Source organism: Deltaproteobacteria bacterium (assembly GCA_016874775.1).
Classification (GTDB): Bacteria; Desulfobacterota; Binatia; order Bin18; family Bin18; genus VGTJ01.
Map to the genome: position 1 here is coordinate 12,192 of VGTJ01000074.1, position 15,293 is coordinate 27,484.

The 15,293-nt window shown below is 51.8% G+C and carries 15 protein-coding genes and 1 tRNA gene; 6 read left to right on the forward strand and 10 right to left on the reverse strand.

Going from position 1 to position 15,293, the window contains the following annotated elements:
- Nucleotides 1-229 precede the first annotated feature (229 nt).
- Nucleotides 230-1,012: a multidrug ABC transporter permease gene (locus tag FJ147_13850; protein ID MBM4256967.1), complete on the reverse strand. Its 783-nt coding sequence runs from the start codon at nt 1,010-1,012 to the stop codon at nt 230-232.
- The gene (locus FJ147_13855; GenBank protein ID MBM4256968.1) at nt 1,009-1,962 is read right to left on the reverse strand and encodes an ATP-binding cassette domain-containing protein; all 954 of its coding nucleotides are present in this window, start codon (nt 1,960-1,962) and stop codon (nt 1,009-1,011) included. The genes FJ147_13850 and FJ147_13855 overlap by 4 nt, the downstream gene beginning before the upstream one ends.
- 193 nt (nt 1,963-2,155) lie before the next feature.
- Between FJ147_13855 and FJ147_13860 the strand changes: the two genes are divergently transcribed.
- A tRNA-Arg gene (locus FJ147_13860) sits at nt 2,156-2,227 on the forward strand.
- A 242-nt stretch (nt 2,228-2,469) separates the two neighbouring features.
- Entirely contained in the window at nt 2,470-2,871 is a 402-nt protein-coding gene (locus tag FJ147_13865) for a response regulator (protein ID MBM4256969.1), read from the forward strand.
- Between the two features lie 227 nt (nt 2,872-3,098).
- On the opposite strand, the gene FJ147_13870 is transcribed toward FJ147_13865, so the two are convergent.
- Nucleotides 3,099-4,085 carry a hypothetical protein gene (locus FJ147_13870; GenBank protein ID MBM4256970.1) on the reverse strand — a complete coding sequence of 329 codons (987 nt, stop codon included), beginning with the start codon at nt 4,083-4,085 and terminating at the stop codon, nt 3,099-3,101.
- A gap of 102 nt (nt 4,086-4,187) precedes the next feature.
- Here FJ147_13870 and FJ147_13875 point away from each other — a divergent pair, with 102 nt between their 5' ends.
- The 4 genes from FJ147_13875 (at nt 4,188) to FJ147_13890 (ending at nt 6,887) form a co-directional block, all read left to right on the forward strand.
- Nucleotides 4,188-4,994, forward strand: a complete 807-nt coding sequence (locus FJ147_13875; GenBank protein MBM4256971.1) for an alpha/beta fold hydrolase — start codon at nt 4,188-4,190, stop codon at nt 4,992-4,994.
- Nucleotides 4,995-5,026: 32 nt separating this feature from the next.
- Nucleotides 5,027-5,794 carry an SDR family oxidoreductase gene (locus FJ147_13880; GenBank protein ID MBM4256972.1) on the forward strand — a complete coding sequence of 256 codons (768 nt, stop codon included), beginning with the start codon at nt 5,027-5,029 and terminating at the stop codon, nt 5,792-5,794.
- 123 nt (nt 5,795-5,917) lie between these two features.
- On the forward strand, nt 5,918-6,391 hold the full coding sequence (locus tag FJ147_13885) for a hypothetical protein (GenBank protein MBM4256973.1): 474 nt from the start codon (nt 5,918-5,920) through the stop codon (nt 6,389-6,391).
- Between the two features lie 307 nt (nt 6,392-6,698).
- The gene (locus FJ147_13890) at nt 6,699-6,887 is read left to right on the forward strand and encodes a nucleic acid-binding protein (GenBank protein MBM4256974.1); all 189 of its coding nucleotides are present in this window, start codon (nt 6,699-6,701) and stop codon (nt 6,885-6,887) included.
- A 98-nt stretch (nt 6,888-6,985) separates the two neighbouring features.
- Here the strand turns inward: FJ147_13890 and FJ147_13895 are convergent, their stop codons facing one another.
- The 7 genes from FJ147_13895 to peaB form a co-directional block, all read right to left on the reverse strand.
- The gene (locus FJ147_13895) at nt 6,986-8,137 is read right to left on the reverse strand and encodes an amidohydrolase/deacetylase family metallohydrolase (protein ID MBM4256975.1); all 1,152 of its coding nucleotides are present in this window, start codon (nt 8,135-8,137) and stop codon (nt 6,986-6,988) included.
- 14 nt (nt 8,138-8,151) lie between these two features.
- Nucleotides 8,152-9,900: a DUF1302 domain-containing protein gene (locus tag FJ147_13900; GenBank protein ID MBM4256976.1), complete on the reverse strand. Its 1,749-nt coding sequence runs from the start codon at nt 9,898-9,900 to the stop codon at nt 8,152-8,154.
- 40 nt (nt 9,901-9,940) lie between these two features.
- Nucleotides 9,941-11,191, reverse strand: coding sequence for a DUF1329 domain-containing protein (locus FJ147_13905; GenBank protein ID MBM4256977.1), 1,251 nt, complete (start codon nt 11,189-11,191; stop codon nt 9,941-9,943).
- 142 nt (nt 11,192-11,333) lie between these two features.
- Nucleotides 11,334-11,987, reverse strand: a complete 654-nt coding sequence (locus FJ147_13910) for a nitroreductase family protein (GenBank protein MBM4256978.1) — start codon at nt 11,985-11,987, stop codon at nt 11,334-11,336.
- Nucleotides 11,987-13,060 (reverse strand): hypothetical protein, encoded by a 1,074-nt coding sequence (locus FJ147_13915; GenBank protein MBM4256979.1) that lies wholly within the window; start codon nt 13,058-13,060, stop codon nt 11,987-11,989. The genes FJ147_13910 and FJ147_13915 overlap by 1 nt, the downstream gene beginning before the upstream one ends.
- 90 nt (nt 13,061-13,150) lie before the next feature.
- Nucleotides 13,151-13,471 (reverse strand): quinohemoprotein amine dehydrogenase, encoded by a 321-nt coding sequence (locus tag FJ147_13920; GenBank protein ID MBM4256980.1) that lies wholly within the window; start codon nt 13,469-13,471, stop codon nt 13,151-13,153.
- A 109-nt stretch (nt 13,472-13,580) separates the two neighbouring features.
- Nucleotides 13,581-15,041 carry a quinohemoprotein amine dehydrogenase maturation protein gene (gene peaB, locus FJ147_13925; GenBank protein MBM4256981.1) on the reverse strand — a complete coding sequence of 487 codons (1,461 nt, stop codon included), beginning with the start codon at nt 15,039-15,041 and terminating at the stop codon, nt 13,581-13,583.
- Between the last annotated feature and the right edge of the window lie 252 nt (nt 15,042-15,293).

Consider the following 15,293-nt stretch of genomic DNA (forward strand, 5'->3'; position numbering starts at 1 on the left):
GTTCAATAAGATCAGCGATTAATAAAAAGACCCCCAGGCACATCAGAATGCGTAACTGCAATAAATTGCGCTTTTCTGCGTCCATTGTTTCAATTCTCCTCGTCGCTGCCCAGGAGTAAACACCCAGGTCGGACGTTCCTCCGGCAAGAAATCCTCCGCTCGCACCCCTCAGCTCCTGAGTTTTGCTATCGGCAGGCCTTTTCTTTGGCTTTAGGCGCGGACGAAGGTATTATTGGAAATGTCGCCGGGCAGTATAGGACGCAAGGAGAAAGGAACCCACAGCAAACAGCACAGTGACTAGCAAAGAAGGGAACAGGGCCGGGATCGGACCAACTGCGGTTGGCGAGGTGAAATATAAACAGCGGCGGAGCGCAGCCATTCCATAGGTCAAGGGATTGAGTTGCATGATCCAGGTAAACCAGCCCGGCAGCCCGGCAGACGGGAAAAATGCGCCGGACAGGAACCAGATCGGCATAAGAATCAGATTCATCACGGCGTGAAATCCTTGGACAGAATCCATACGCCACGCAATGGCCAGGCCAAGATTGCTCAGCGCGAGCGCCACGAGGAACATAACTCCAATAGCAGATAGTATCGAAGTGAGGCTCAGGGAAATGCCAACCACAGGCGCAAGCAACAACAAGAGCACGCCTTGCAATACTGCGAGCGTCGTACTGCCGAGCGCTTGGCCAAGGACGACACTCATTCGTGAGACTGGTGCGACGAGCACCCCTTGCAGAAAGCCCATCTTTCGGTCTTCAATGACCGCAATGGTTGCAAAGATCGCGGTAAAGAGTAAGGCAAGGAGAATGATGCCTGGATAGAAATACTCAAGGTAACCGCTACCTTCAGCGCTTCCTGGAGGTCGAAAGGAAGCGCTGAACCCTCCTCCTAATAACAACCAAAACGCGAGCGGTTGAGCAAACGCGCCGATCACGCGGCTTCGTTGCCGTAAAAAGCGGATGATTTCTCTTCGCCAAAGAGTACCAACCGATAACCAAAAGCTCCTCATGCCACCTGCTCCGTTTGTTGTTCGTCGTCCCAGAAACGCTGACCTGTTTGGTGAACGAACACATCTTCGAGTGTTGGCCGACCAAAGGTGATTGATTGGATTTCACCGGGAAACGCTGCAAATATCTCACGAACAAATTCGTGTCCTTGTGATCGTTCAACTCGCAGAGTTCCATCAACCACCAGCGGGTCACAGGAAAACCGTTGCGCTAATTTCTCACGTAGAGCAGCGGCGTTCTGGGTACGGATAGCAACGATATCACCACCAACCTGCGCTTTGAGATTCTCTGGACTGTCAAGTGCAACTAATTTCCCTTGATGCAGGATAGCCACGCAGTCACAACGCTCGGCCTCATCCATGAGGTGCGTCGTTAGCATAATGGTCGTTCCATTTTGCTCGCGTAATAGATGGAGGTAGTCATTGAAATCACGTCGTGCTCCAGGATCAAGGCCAGTACTCGGCTCATCAAGTAAGAGCAACGCTGGTTGATGTAACAAGGCTTTGGCTAATTCGACACGCCGCTGCAACCCTCCGGAGAGAGTACCGACCATATCATAGACACGATCAGTGAGCGCTAAGCGGTGGAGCAGAACTTCGACCCGTTCTCGTAGCGACCCTCCGCTCATACCGTACAGGTGTCCGTGGCACAAAAGGTTTTCCGTCACCGTCAGTTTAGGATCAAGGCTCGGAGACTGGAACACCACGCCAAGACGCGACCGGATGCCGTACGGATTCCGTCGGACATCTTCACCGAAAATGTGGACCTCTCCACTTGTAGCAGTAATGAGTGTCGAAAGAATCTTAAAGAGGGTAGACTTTCCTCCGCCATTAGGACCAAGCAAGGCAAAAATTTCACTAGAATCAATAGACAAGGACACATCATCAATCGCGACACGTGGACCATAGATATGGCGAAGGTTGGCAATAGCAACAACAGCATCTGCATTCACGAGCTCAGATTCCTCCTAGGCAACCCAAAGAGCATTTACCCGCTCGACTTATTGAGGGTGAGCCTCCTGGGGGGATGCATCTTGCCATAGGAAACCAAACTCCGGTAGGCCATGAACCTCTGATGTCACGTATCGTCCACCGTAGCTCGTTGCCCACCGTCTCGGGATGTGATAGGCGAAGTCTATCTCTCACGCCCTCGTAGTGAAATGGATATCATGCAGGTCTCCGGAACCTGAGGTCTGGGTTCAATTCCCGGCGAGGGCATTCCTGACATCCTTCCCGTAGGTGAGCTGCGTCCGCTTATCGCGATTGCAGTCGTCGACTCTCTGCCATCCGGTCTTCTGCCATGTTTGCCTTATCTCTTTCCCCTCTGTGTTCGCACAGAATACCGCAAATTTGCTTTCAAAGAACCAAGTTGCTACGTTTTTCATACAGAGGAAACTTTTGCTGTCCTAACTAAGGAGAGCTATGCACGTCCCCCCCTACCTTCCCCATAAGGACAGTCCATGCTTAGGAAGAAAATCTTAGTTGTTGAAGATAATGAAGATAATCGTCACATTTTGGTCCATAGAATACGGAAAGTCGGAGAGTTTGACATCAGAGAAGCTCAAAATGGCCAAGAAGCCCTTGCCCTCATAGCCCAAGACCCTCCCGATTTACTGTTCCTTGATCTGAAGCTCCCCGTTCTTGACGGCTGGGAGACTGCCCGACGTATCCGCGCAATGCAAACTCCTGCCAAAAACCTCCCGATCATTGCATTAACCGCACAAGCTATGGTTGGTGATGAAGAAAAGGCGCTTGCCGCAGGATGCAATGACTATATCGCTAAACCCATTATTGATGGCAGCATCATCAAAGAAAAAATTCTACACTTCTTAGCGAAAGCCAACTGTTGCAACGGACGTTAGACTTGCGCGTCTCTGAGATGGTAAGGGGTGTAGCCGAAGAACGGGCCGTTCTCCGGCTACGGGCAAGGAAGGGAGGAGACAAGGAGAGAAGACAGTGGGCATAGCAGGGAGAAGGAATCGCTGTCTTTCTCTCCCAATGTTAAGTTTGACGCCCACACGGAAAAGAAATTCATCGATTCGTATATCACACAAAAATATTTTTTCGTTCTCCGACCTGCCCGCGGTTCTTACTTCGTAAGCTTTCGTAAACTCACTGAAAAAGTTTCATAGTATCCATTTTCCCGATGGTAGGTGGTTTGCCGCAGTTCATCATGCAACAGTGGCAGGTTGTAGAATGGCACCGAAGGATAGAGATGGTGCTCCAGGTGATAGTTCACCTGTTTGGGGGCAAAGAAAAAACTCAAGGCCGGGTGAATAAGGTAGGTACGGGTCTGTTGGTAGGGGCTCTGAGGGTTCGGAACGTTCCCGTGCTCAATTGCGCCCCGAATACGAAAAAATACCTGTGTAAACGTACAATACGGAACCAGCCAATACAGGACAAAACACAAAGCCACAGTTCCGCCCCATAGCCATAAGCCACTCGCAATCACCACGCTCCAGAACACAGCAAACGACGGCATGTCAGCAACCTGTCGGTATTGCGCCTCGCGTTCTTCTCCTAGAAATCGGCGATTGAAGTCCTTCATCCCAAAGGGAAGGTCAATAAAATACTTCAATGTCGAGAAAACATTCACACCACAAAGGTCACGACCAAGCAGATGCATAAACTTTAGGCGGTCCAATGGGTAGCGAACGAAGATTGCCCGATCTGGGTCATGTTCTGTATGCGTATGCTGATGATGATAAAGGTGAATGAATCGCCACTTCGCCAGCGAAATAAACACGGGGAAGCCCGCAGCAAACCGCGCAAGCCAATCATTGAGCCATAACCGACGAGAGAGTCGCTTATGTATTCCCTCATGAGTCATGACCATCAAGGCGTGTTGTCGTGAGGCAATCACTGCAATGGCAAGAAAATAGACGACGAGTCCTGTCAGTCCTGACGACAAGGGAATGACCACTATACTGCTATACACAGCCAGTGCGATCACTGCCCAAATTTCTATGAGGTGATAGGACGACAGCGCAGTACTCACCTGAGATAGGGTCTTAATGGTCTGCCGCAGCTCAGCCGGTGAATCCACAATAGCCAACGTTACCTTGTCCGCTTGCATAATTTCAGGTGTATACTACGTGCCATTTCCCTGGCAATCCCCAAACGGCCCTGCTAAAACAGCCGTGCTGACGCAACTCACAACACTTTTGAGGAGGGGACCATGGCACATATTCAAGTAAACGGGATTCGTTTGCATTATGAGACCGAAGGTCAGGGACAGCCATTATTGTTTATCAACGGCCTGGGTCAACCATCCATATCGTGGGACCCTGAACTCATCCACGCAATGGCGAAATCCTATCGAGTCATTACGTTTGATAACCGTGGCACCGGACTCTCAGATAAACCCGATGAACCGTATTCGGTCGCACTGTTTGCCAGCGATGCCATCGCACTACTCGACTATTTGTCTATCCAGCGTGCCCACATTTTTGGGGTTTCGATGGGTGGTATGATTGCGCAAGAACTCGGCGCGCATTACCCACAACGTGTCGCGAGCCTTACGTTAGGCTGCACGACACCGGGCGGACGCAATGCCGTCGCTGCACCGCCCGAATCCATGAAAATGCTCGAAGGGCGCGCTGGCATGACGCCAGAAGAAGCCGGACGGGAAGGATGGAAATTATCGTTCTCCGATGAATTCATTCGCACCCATCGCGCCGAGCTTGAAGCGCATTTACAACGTACCCTCACCCAGGTCACTCCGCGATTTGCGTACGAGCGTCATTTTCAGGCGACCATGACCCTTCGTGTCTTCAAGCATCTCAAAGACATAATTACTCCAACTCTGGTCGTCACAGGTCACGACGACATTTTGATTCCAGCCGCGAATTCCGAGATCTTGGCACGAGAAATCCCAGGTGCCGAATTGAAAATTTTCGCTAACGCGGGCCACGGCTTCTTTATTTCCGCACGTGAGCAGTTTACCGCTGTTTTTCAAGACTTCCTCTCTCGTCACCCTTTGTAACTCCCTCCACCTCACGAAAGGAACCAACACGGATGGCACGACTAACCGGAAAAGTTGCGATTATCACTGGCGGTGCAGGTGGCATCGGCATAGCAGCAGGTCGACAATTCGCCGCTGAAGGAGCAAAGGTACTTCTCGTCGACCTGGCTGAAGAGCCTCTGAAACAGGCAGCGAATACAATTGGCAGCAACGCCGTCAGCTATGCAGTTGCGGATGTGAGTCAACCGGAGCCCACGCAGCACTACGTACGAACCGCGGTCGAGCGCTATGGCGGCATCGACATCTATGTAGCCAACGCTGGGATTGAAGGAGCCGTGCAACCGATCACCGACTATCCACTCGAACTCTTTGACAGAGTATTAGCAGTGAATGTTCGTGGGGTGTGGCTGGGACTCAAGTGCGTCATTCCTGAGATGAAAAAGCGCGGGGGCGGCAGTATCGTCATTACGTCTTCAGTCGCTGGTATCAAAGGGACGCCTGGAGTTTCTGCATACGTCACGAGTAAACATGCTGTGATTGGGATGATGCGGACGGCAGCGTTAGAATGTGCCCCATTTAACATTCGTGTAAATACAGTGAATCCGTCGCCGATCGATACACGGATGATGCGGTCATTGGAAGAAGGCTTTGCGCCTGGAGCCGGAGAGCAGGCGAAGAAGAATTTGTCGAACTGGATACCGCTGAAACGATACGGAACCTCAGAAGAGGTCGCTTCGGTCATGTTGTTTCTCGCCAGCGACGATAGCCGTTACTGTAGCGGTGGAGTCTACATGGTCGATGGTGGCGTATCAGCAATGTAAGACAAAGTCTGCAAAGTGCTTATTTTCACCAGGAGAACAGGTCCTTGCTGTTGCAAAAATCTCCCTCATAGAAATTAAGTTAGCATCGAACGTACCGATACTTGAGGCAGAGAACGTAACGCGATGCTTAGACGCTTTCTGCTTCATTTCTGTACGTATTCAGGGCTCGCTCTCATACTGATGGGATGCGATCCATGCGACAATCGCATCCTGCAGGACCTTCCTGATCCATCGGGACAGACCAAGGCCATTATTTTCCAACGTAGCTGCGGCCCATTCGGCGGAACCAGCACCCAAATCTCAGTACTGCCAAACACAACTGACCATCTTATTGCTGGCGGCAACGTTTTTAGCGCAGATACCGCAGATGGGACAGCTCCAGCATTACCGAGCGGCGGTCCTCCTGTCGTAGTCACCTGGACCGGTCCGCAGCAACTTTCCGTAACCTACGATTCTCGCGTCCGGGTTTTCCAAGCACAATCACAGATGAATGACGTCTCAATTTCCTACGAGGCTCGCTCAGCCGAGGTCAAGGGGTCGCGCTCGTCAGGCTCTACAAACGCAAAAACGCGGAAGACAACGACAAGCGACCGCTAAATCAGACCTGAATACCTTCGTACACTTTACGTGACAGACGCCGAGCCGTGTCATTCTGAGCGTAACGAAGAATCTCTCTGCGAGACCCTTCGTTGCACTCAGGGTAACAGTCGGAGTGTATCAATCTTTCAAGGTTTGATTTAGCGGCAATACGCGCAAGGAGCTTTGGGACGGGGATGACAAACTTTTTGTTACTCCCACGTGTAGCCAGCGAGGACGGTTTGCCCTATTCCCTGTCCTTGCTATCATCATCAGTGCACGGCAACACCGTAGCTTTTCTCTAGGAGGTACCCCATGGCAACACCACATACCCTCTCAACCCACCATTCCTTTCGAACGCACCAGTAAGCGACGAAAGGGATTCCCCTCTGAAACCCACGTCAAACGCGGCCGACAGATTGTTCACGGAGGCAAGGAATTCGTCGAAAAGTTAGGCCGTAACGATCCCTGTCCGTGTAACTCGGGCCACCGGTTTCAAGCATTGTTGTATGCGTAGTGGTCGTTATGACGGCGCATTACGGGACGACTACTTTTAGGGACTAAAACAACTGGCCACCAGCAGGTAGAGACTTCTCTCTGCCTGCTTTATTCACGCTACTGCTCTCTTGGCGCACGATACCAGACCCGACCATCTTTCAGTGTCAGCTGCGTCACTAACCGTTGTTCGCCAATCATGTGATTCTGATCCGTATCAACGAAATCGAATTGCCCGCGCTCAAGACTGAAGACCGCTACGTCAGCCACCGATCCGGGCTTCAGTGTTCCCAGCACTCCCCCCTCACCTATTGCCCGCGCGGAATTCGTCGTCACTCGACGGATGACATCCTCAAGGCTCATTCCTAGATTGAGAAACTTCGACATCGTCGTCGGTAAATCAAAGACCGGTCCGCGCGTTGCACTTGGAATCGACAAGTCTGTGGCAATCGTATCAGGCATAAATCCTTGCTCTAATGCCATCCGCACGAACGGAAAGGTGAAATGCATGCGCCCATGTGCACAATCAAAAATGACCCCTGCCTTTTGCGCATTCCACACTTCGCGCAGAATCTCTTTCTTTTCCGGTCCCATGATGCCGTACGGGTAACGATGGAGACAATGAGTGACAACATCACCAGGCTTCATGAATTCAAGAATCTTCGGAACTGGCAGCAGCGCATCCGTGATATGAACCATCAATGGCACCTCCGCCATGTCTGCGGCTTGTCGTGCCAGGCGTAGCGGCTCAGTGCCTGCCTTATCTGGAACCACATTATTGCTGAAGCGGAGCTTGACCCCAATTGCGATATCTCGGTTATCACGGATTGTCCGCGCACATCCTTCAGGGTCAGCGTAATCCAGGTTCATCAGTTCGCCTACCTGTAAATGGATAAGACCGAGAGCAGAGAGGTGAACAAAGCAGCGCAGCCGAACTTGGCTGCGTTCAGCCACATAGTGCCGCAATCCGGGGAACGTTGCTGAGCCAGCGCTACCTGCATCAATGATCGTCGTCACTCCACTTGCAGCGCATCGCTGATCGGTTTCCGGTCCCATGTCGTGGGCATTGATAAACGTGTGCGCGTGAATATCTATGAGTCCAGGACACACAATCTTGCCTGTCACGTCGATCGTACGGATCGCCTCGGTGGCTGGGATATTGGGCGTTACCGCAGCGATTTTCCCCTTAGTGATCGCCACATCGGCCTGTTGATGGAATGGCCATCCTGGATCAATGACGTCTCCCCCTTTGAGGACAAGATCATACGGCATAACAGCCCTCCTTTTTAGAACTGATAGGTCAAGCGTAATACCGTTTCATCACGACGACCATACAAGCCTCCCAGCCCCCATGTTTCATCGACTTTCCCGCCATACCCTGGGACAAAGAAGTAACTCTGCGCAAGGCGCACGATAACACTTGGAGTGACATAGTAGTCGACAATCCACGTAAACTGGCTGCTGAAACGATTGACCGGGTCAATAACGACGAATGCCAGTGGTAGCAGCGTGCCTCGCATATATACCGAGCTTGCCGCCAAGGTACCGACCACTTCCCAATTGCGAACTTTATCAGTAGACGAGATTTGTCCTTGGAAGCGTGAGGCCCCTTCTGGAATGTATTGCCAGAACAGTTGCGAAGTAACGAAAAATGTCGTTCGCCGATTCAAGGCGCGAATCCAGGTTGGCCGGTCAAAGCCAACGAACCCCTGCCAGGCATCACTCTTCTTCACACCAAGAAAACCACTCGGAACCGACGCGCCATTTGCATCAAGGATGAAAATCGGTTTGCGTTTGTCAGCAAACGGTTTACCAAACTCATAGATCATCTCCATACGCCAGACACCTTCAGTATAGCGACTATCAGCATAACTGGCAGAGATGCCTAAGGTGTGAGTATAGGGATAGTATGCTTCGGCAGGCAAAATCCCCTGTTCAAGGAGGCGCGTGTTGGCCAAGGCCACATCACCTAGCGTAGGGCAGGTTAACGTTCCTCGGAGACAGCTGTTTCGTCCGCGCAGACTTGTGGTGTTCATCCCATCATCTTGCGACAGGCGCTGGTACAGATAATTGAACGTGAAGGTAAGTCCTTGTGGTGTCATCGCACCAAAGCGCACGCCTACCTGGCTATTCTCGCCTGGGTTCTTCGCATAGTCACCTCGCCTCCCCAATACTGTGCCATTGAGCAACTTGAAGTTCCCACCGGTCGGACTCCCAACGAATGGATTCGTCGCTGGAAATCCCCATGGACGTCCAGGTAAAAAGCCAATCTTGGCCGGAACCCAGTGCCCAGGTACCCAATAGGTTTCCAGGTAAGTATCAATCAGTGGGCCGAGGCGACCAAAGCTGTACGTCCCCTTAATCGTCCAATACGGAATACGAAGATCATCCCATGTCTCAACGCCAAGCCCACCAGCATGCCAGGTCGTATCTAATGCGTTGGTGCGGTCCAACATGCGCAAATTGTCTGACTCTCCCCACACCACCATCTGTCGGCCAAGCCGTAGTGACAACGGAATATCAGCGAACTCAATATCGCTATACGCTTCACGAAAGATGCTCTCAAACCGGAGGGCGTGGGCAGCACCTTGAGTGAGATCTGACAATTTACCATCACGTCGCGTTCTTCCTTGGTACGGGAATACTTCCTGCCGAGGCCCAGGAAGGAAGTCGTAGATACTATCGTAGGAGCCGCGGTAGAGGCCGGCAAAACGAGCGCGGCGAATCCAGGGGACCGACAGATAGCCAAAGGCTTGTCCGTCTTGAATCCAGTCATACTCTAGCCGTAAGCGAACAACATTGCGTTGTTGAATGATCGACCACTTTTCTGGCTCGGGGTGACGGAAAATCTGCTGGGTCTGTACATTGCCCGATAACGACATCGGGCCGTAGCGAAAATCCGCTGCACTCGTCGAGGGAAAGGCAAAGACGAGAATTGAAAAGAAGAGAAGTGGGGAAATAGGCGAATAAACGAATGGTTGAAAAAAAACACGCTTCAGGTGAGTATTTCGCGTGTCAATTCGGTTGTTGTTCATCAGCTTTGACTTTTGCAATGAGACTTTTGACTTGCCCGCTTCACTGCCCACGGGCCATGATCCGATCGAGATTAAAGAAATCATCCGGGAGAGGGGTATTGTAGAGCGTCTTGCTCACCACCGTCATCGAGCCGAGTTGTTCTTCATAGTCGACCATCGACTCCCCTACCCATACAGGAACACGGACGTGTTCGTTCCCAGGGTTGAATTTCGGGTTTCCGTAGAGTTCAAAAAGGGTCTTCTGATGTTTTCCCTCTTGATCGTAGAACAGGACGTAGACAGGGACGAACATTTGTTGGTCGATATAGATCACGCGTTTGCTATACATATGTCGACTTGCCACCGGCGTACATTCGAGGACAAGCATTTCTCGCAGTTCCCATGGATCGACCGGGTACCAATTTCCACGGCCACCAAACGTCGCACTCACCGATTTCGCACCAACAGGGGCCAGCATGCGTCGTGATCCTAGTAACTTCCAGTTACACGCACGGACATATCCCCAGTACCCGAAAAAATCTTCATTGAGAAAACCTGAGTCATATGACGCTTCATCTTGTTTGATAATCATCTTGCGAATTTTTCGACTCGCTGGAGTATACAACCAGTTATCATCGTTGACATTGTCCCGTGCATAGCGGAGCTTGAGGCTCATCGAATTCTTCAAATCAAACGGGGCAAGGATATGAAAGAACTCCTTATAGAGAATACCGTCACTCTCCCATTTATTGGGATTCGTTCCGTTACTCTGTGGACGGTGCATGCCATAGTGCACCACATAGTAGTTCTCAATTTCTCGTTCCGCTGATCCTGACTCAGTTACCAGACGAAAGGAGTTCCACACTTGCATCACGTCACCGAAGTCACGGTGGCGCAGATTCCAAGCTGCTTTCATCCCAGACTGTGCGTCCGCAGGATCAAGAACGGGGAACGGGAGTCCTGCCACGTATCCCTCAAGTTCCCCATTAGCACCAAGGCGCACCTGTCCAGCATACTGTTTAGTCGCTCGAATGTATTCTTCACTCACAGGAAGATTCGTCGTTGCTTGCACAGAAAAAGAGAGTTCCCCTGATTTTACGCGGTCGAGAATCTCTGGCGGCAAGTGCTCTTTTGCCGACTCCCATGAGTCTTTCGATATAGACGTTCTAGGAGCGAATCCACTCACTACTTGTTTGTCTTGTTCGTATGGGTGAAACATGCTCTGTATCACCGTTGCAGAGAGGTCGGCATAGACGAGCTGTCCATGTATCCCCGTGCAGATGAAGAAGAGCGTAAGCCACTGCTTCGACATTCCGGTCCTCCTTCTTTCTCTCGCGACCTGACGTGGCACTCATGTCGCCATGAGCATCACTGCGTGGACCATATAGCGTGAAGCCCCACCGGAAACAAGGAAGTGCATAGGGTCGTCGCTGTCCAGGATTGCTCGTCTCAGTTCACCACTTATCCACGTGCACTAATTTCTTCAATGGAATCTTCTTCGTCGGAGGTTTTCGTGGCGTCTCGGCTGGGTAGCCGATCGTGATGAGTCCCACTGGACGAATGTGTTCAGGCAAGGCAAACAGTTTTGCGACCTCTTCCGCATTGTAGGAAGCAACAAAACATGCGCCGAGTCCTTGCTCGACCGCACCGAGCAGAATCAATAACGAGGCAAAGGCGGTATCAATAAGGCTGACAAACGACCCGCGAGCGCCGTGCCCACTGCCTGCACGTTGGATGTCGGCACAGGTCGCAATGATAACCGGAGCCGTAGCAACGGCGGAGTGACCCATAGCTGCTCTAGCAAGCTGGGCGCGCACGTCCGGACTTTTCACCACGACGAATTCCCACGGCTGGAGATTCCCCCCGCTCGGAGCACGCACGGCATACTTGAGGAGCTGCTGAATTTTCTCTTCAGGAACCGCATCGCTTTTGTATGCGCGGATCATGGCGCGACGGCGCACGACATCAGCGAAGCTCGTCGGAACAGTTGACGTTGGAGGTGTTTCGGCATGTGCGGCCCCACGCATTGTCACCTGTCCGAACGAAAGCGCCGCTGCGGCTTGGAGAAGGTGACGGCGTGAGAGCTTGGGAGGTCGGCAGGTGTTCATCACCGATTGATAAACCGCAGATCGTTTCCGCTTCCGGTTTGCGAATGACCAAGCGCAATCTTGGTGATTGGCTTGAGCGTTTCCGCATCGAAAACGGCGATGTCGTGCCAGTTTGCTCCGCAGTAGACCTTTTTCCCCTCTGGATGGAGCATCGGGACAAAATAGGTATTCGAGAGTTCCGCGCTCAGCATTTTGCGGGTTTTCGGATCAACTTTCCACAGATTGTTATAGCTGAAATAGACCTGATTGGTCTTTGCCGATTGCAGTCCGGTGAGGTTGTAATTTTCCGCCGTAAAGGGTTGCAACTCAGAAGTTTTCAACTCTGGATTGGCGTCATTCAAGTCGAGAGAGGCAATCCCGACGGTCATTTGCCCGGTAAACGTATCCGTCGTCACAATGCCAAACGACAAGAGATAATTATTCTCTTGGTACGGGTTCCACGCAGGGAGCCCATCGGTCCGAGCAATACCAGTGATGTTCCGGTTCACGAGCGGTATGCTGGCGAGCTGAGTTCCCCGCTCGACGTCATAGACGAAGATATCCTGACCAATGCTAAAGACGTAAAGTCGCTTCCCGTCTTTGGACGTCGCGAGCGACATGACTTGACGCGGAGCAGGAATCACGCGCTCAGTCTTGTTGGTTTTTAGGTCAATCACCCGTATGCGGTTGGGCTGGGCAGCAAATTTGCCGGGCTCACGTTTCACCGGCATCTCGTGCACAAACAGGCGAGTGCCTTGCGCATTCACGTCGATTGCCATTGTGCGAACAACCTCATTGCCGCTTGAAAGCGGAAAGCTCGTGACTTGTTTGCCTTCATCAAGATCGACAAGCGCGATGTTCTGCGCCAGTTCATTGACGACATAGGCAAACTGTGGATTCTTCGGATTGGGCGCAATGTTCATTGACGGTCCGCGCCCTTCAAGCTGGATGTTCTTGGTAATCTTGTCGGTCTCAGTGTCGATGACCACAAGATTGTTCGGATGAACCGAAGCGAGGAGATACCATTTAGCCCAGGCAGAATTAGGAACGGCAAACAGAACGAGCATGAACAGCAAGTAACGTTTATAGGTCACAGCAGTCTCCTAAGCATGTCACGTGTTACGTGCGGCGTGATACGTTCCTCGTCTTCACGTACCACGTTCTACGCAACACGCGGTTCGCGCTCAGTTCGTCTTCGGAAAAATGATCTCGAAATTTTTCCAGTCTTCTTGGTTCATTCCCGAGCAGGCTTTGGCCCATTCCGGTGAGCTTTGTAAACTATCAGGCACCTGAGCGGGCCACCAACACATGTTGGCGCAACTCAGGAGGTCAGCCTCCATTGGTGCACACATACCGTTCACTCCACCCCACATATTCGCTTCCCACCCCGGATTGAAGATCGTCGTACACCCCGCAGGCATGGCCATACCAACGACGTCTTCTTGCGCTTCTTGTACCTTCTCAACCAGTTCTGCCTTGTGGTTCGCAGCTTTGAGGTGTTTCATGGCTATGCTCCTTAATTTTCTGTTTTCCTCACTGTAGCTTTCATAACGTAAAACGTAATGCGTAATCCGTAACCACCCCACTCTCTTTTTACGTTTTACGTATTACTTCTCACGTCAATTCCCTTGGCGCGTCCCCTCTCCCCCGTAGCACGTAGTTTTCCACAAATCCAGGATTTTTTTCTTGCAATTCCATATAGACCCGAATGCCGTACTCAGTCCACTCCCTCAGGAAATCACAGTAATGCAGGTTGGGCAGCGCTCCGTCACCGAATTGGGTGTAGGCTTCATGATAACAGCCACCCCCACAGAGACCACGAATCCAACACGTCTGGCATACCGGCTTATTCTCGACATGGGCGCTGTTAACAAACTCGTTTAACCGATCGTAGGCCAGGCCAGTCTTCACGTTGCCATATTGGTGCTCTGCAGAGCCAGGGAAACGATGACAAAGGTACACATCACCGTTCCCATCAACGTCAAGTAAGCCAAGCCCCGCACCACAAGGAAACAGCTTGTTTGTTCCGGTGTATAAGTCAGTGAGCATAGTACTGAGATTAGAAAACCCGGTGTATTCGTTCTGTAAGGCACGGGCAATGTACACCTGCCCAAGTTCACGAAACCCTGCGAGTACGTTCCGCAGGTCAGCTGGTTCAAGTCCGTACGCTTCCCCACTTTTTGCCGTCACTGGTGAGAACCCTACCTCAAAGAAGCCGAGCTGCGACAGATGTTCATAAATGCGTGCAATTTCAACTGTCCCTTTCGTAACTGTGACCCGCGCAACTACTGGGCGCGCGGTATAGCGGTCGAACAACCGCTTCACACGTGAGACCACCTGTTCGTAAGACCCCTTACGTTCACCTCGTGCCGTAAGAGAAAATCGCCGCTTATCATGCAAGTCTTGTGGACCATCGATACTGATAGTGATCCCCACGCGATGCGTCTGAAAGAAATCGATCATTTCATCAGTCAACAACGTCGCATTGGTCGTCAAAGAAAAATCGACTTTTTTCTCCCGTTGCTGTGCGGTCTCTTCGGCATAGGCGACTACCGCACGAAGCAACTTGAAGTTGAGCAAAGCCTCGCCACCAAAAAAGCAGATACTCACTTCACGGTTTCCACCAGCTTTGTGAAAGAGAAAATCGACACTCTGTCGCGCCGTGTCCCAATCCATCTGTACAGGTGAAGCACTATACTTTGCGCCCTCCGGTTCGTAGCAATACGAACAGTGCAGGTTACACTTGTTGGCCACGTTCAGCACCAACGATCCTAGTGGGAAGCGCTCAACATCAACAATGGGGCGAATCGGTTTGAACTGCGGCTGTTCGGTCACAAAAACATGTAACCGTAGCAACTCTTTCAGCGTTTCCGTAATTCCAACGGGAGAGAACCGCTCGCCAAGCGATTTGACGAGTTCCTCTTCGGTCATCCGCTTATGCGTTTCTGCATACTTCAAGAGAGCATCCGCAATCGGGTCCATCACAAACAGCGACATACTCTTGGCGGCGACCAGGACATTGCCCCCACCAGTAGGGATCACATGGGCATTCTCAGGTCGGAACAGCAGGTGCATGGTCAAGATTCCCTCCCAAAGGGACCGCACGGAAAACGCGCTTCAAGTGCAGGGAAACCCGAGGAGTTGGGCGAGGTAGGACAGGTGCCAGCCTGGGCGTTTGCGCTTAACTTTGAGCGAACCTTTTTGCCGGGGTCCCCGCGTAAGAGCGAGACGGCCAAGCGGTTGAGGAACGCCCGGTTCTCCGCCGTCGTGCGATCATAGACCCGGCGGGCATCTTCGCGAAACACGACATCTAACACCCAGTGCAGG

What these genes read in the sequence shown, in the direction of transcription:
- FJ147_13850 (MBM4256967.1), bottom strand. Translation starts at nt 1,012, where the DNA reads ATGAGGAGCTTTTGGTTATCGGTTGGTACTCTTTGGCGAAGAGAAATC.
- FJ147_13865 (MBM4256969.1), top strand. Translation starts at nt 2,470, where the DNA reads ATGCTTAGGAAGAAAATCTTAGTTGTTGAAGATAATGAAGATAATCGT.
- FJ147_13870 (MBM4256970.1), bottom strand. Translation starts at nt 4,085, where the DNA reads ATGCAAGCGGACAAGGTAACGTTGGCTATTGTGGATTCACCGGCTGAG.
- FJ147_13875 (MBM4256971.1), top strand. Translation starts at nt 4,188, where the DNA reads ATGGCACATATTCAAGTAAACGGGATTCGTTTGCATTATGAGACCGAA.
- FJ147_13880 (MBM4256972.1), top strand. Translation starts at nt 5,027, where the DNA reads ATGGCACGACTAACCGGAAAAGTTGCGATTATCACTGGCGGTGCAGGT.
- FJ147_13885 (MBM4256973.1), top strand. Translation starts at nt 5,918, where the DNA reads ATGCTTAGACGCTTTCTGCTTCATTTCTGTACGTATTCAGGGCTCGCT.
- FJ147_13895 (MBM4256975.1), bottom strand. Translation starts at nt 8,137, where the DNA reads ATGCCGTATGATCTTGTCCTCAAAGGGGGAGACGTCATTGATCCAGGA.
- FJ147_13900 (MBM4256976.1), bottom strand. Translation starts at nt 9,900, where the DNA reads ATGAACAACAACCGAATTGACACGCGAAATACTCACCTGAAGCGTGTT.
- FJ147_13905 (MBM4256977.1), bottom strand. Translation starts at nt 11,191, where the DNA reads ATGTCGAAGCAGTGGCTTACGCTCTTCTTCATCTGCACGGGGATACAT.
- FJ147_13910 (MBM4256978.1), bottom strand. Translation starts at nt 11,987, where the DNA reads ATGAACACCTGCCGACCTCCCAAGCTCTCACGCCGTCACCTTCTCCAA.
- FJ147_13920 (MBM4256980.1), bottom strand. Translation starts at nt 13,471, where the DNA reads ATGAAACACCTCAAAGCTGCGAACCACAAGGCAGAACTGGTTGAGAAG.
- peaB (MBM4256981.1), bottom strand. Translation starts at nt 15,041, where the DNA reads ATGCACCTGCTGTTCCGACCTGAGAATGCCCATGTGATCCCTACTGGT.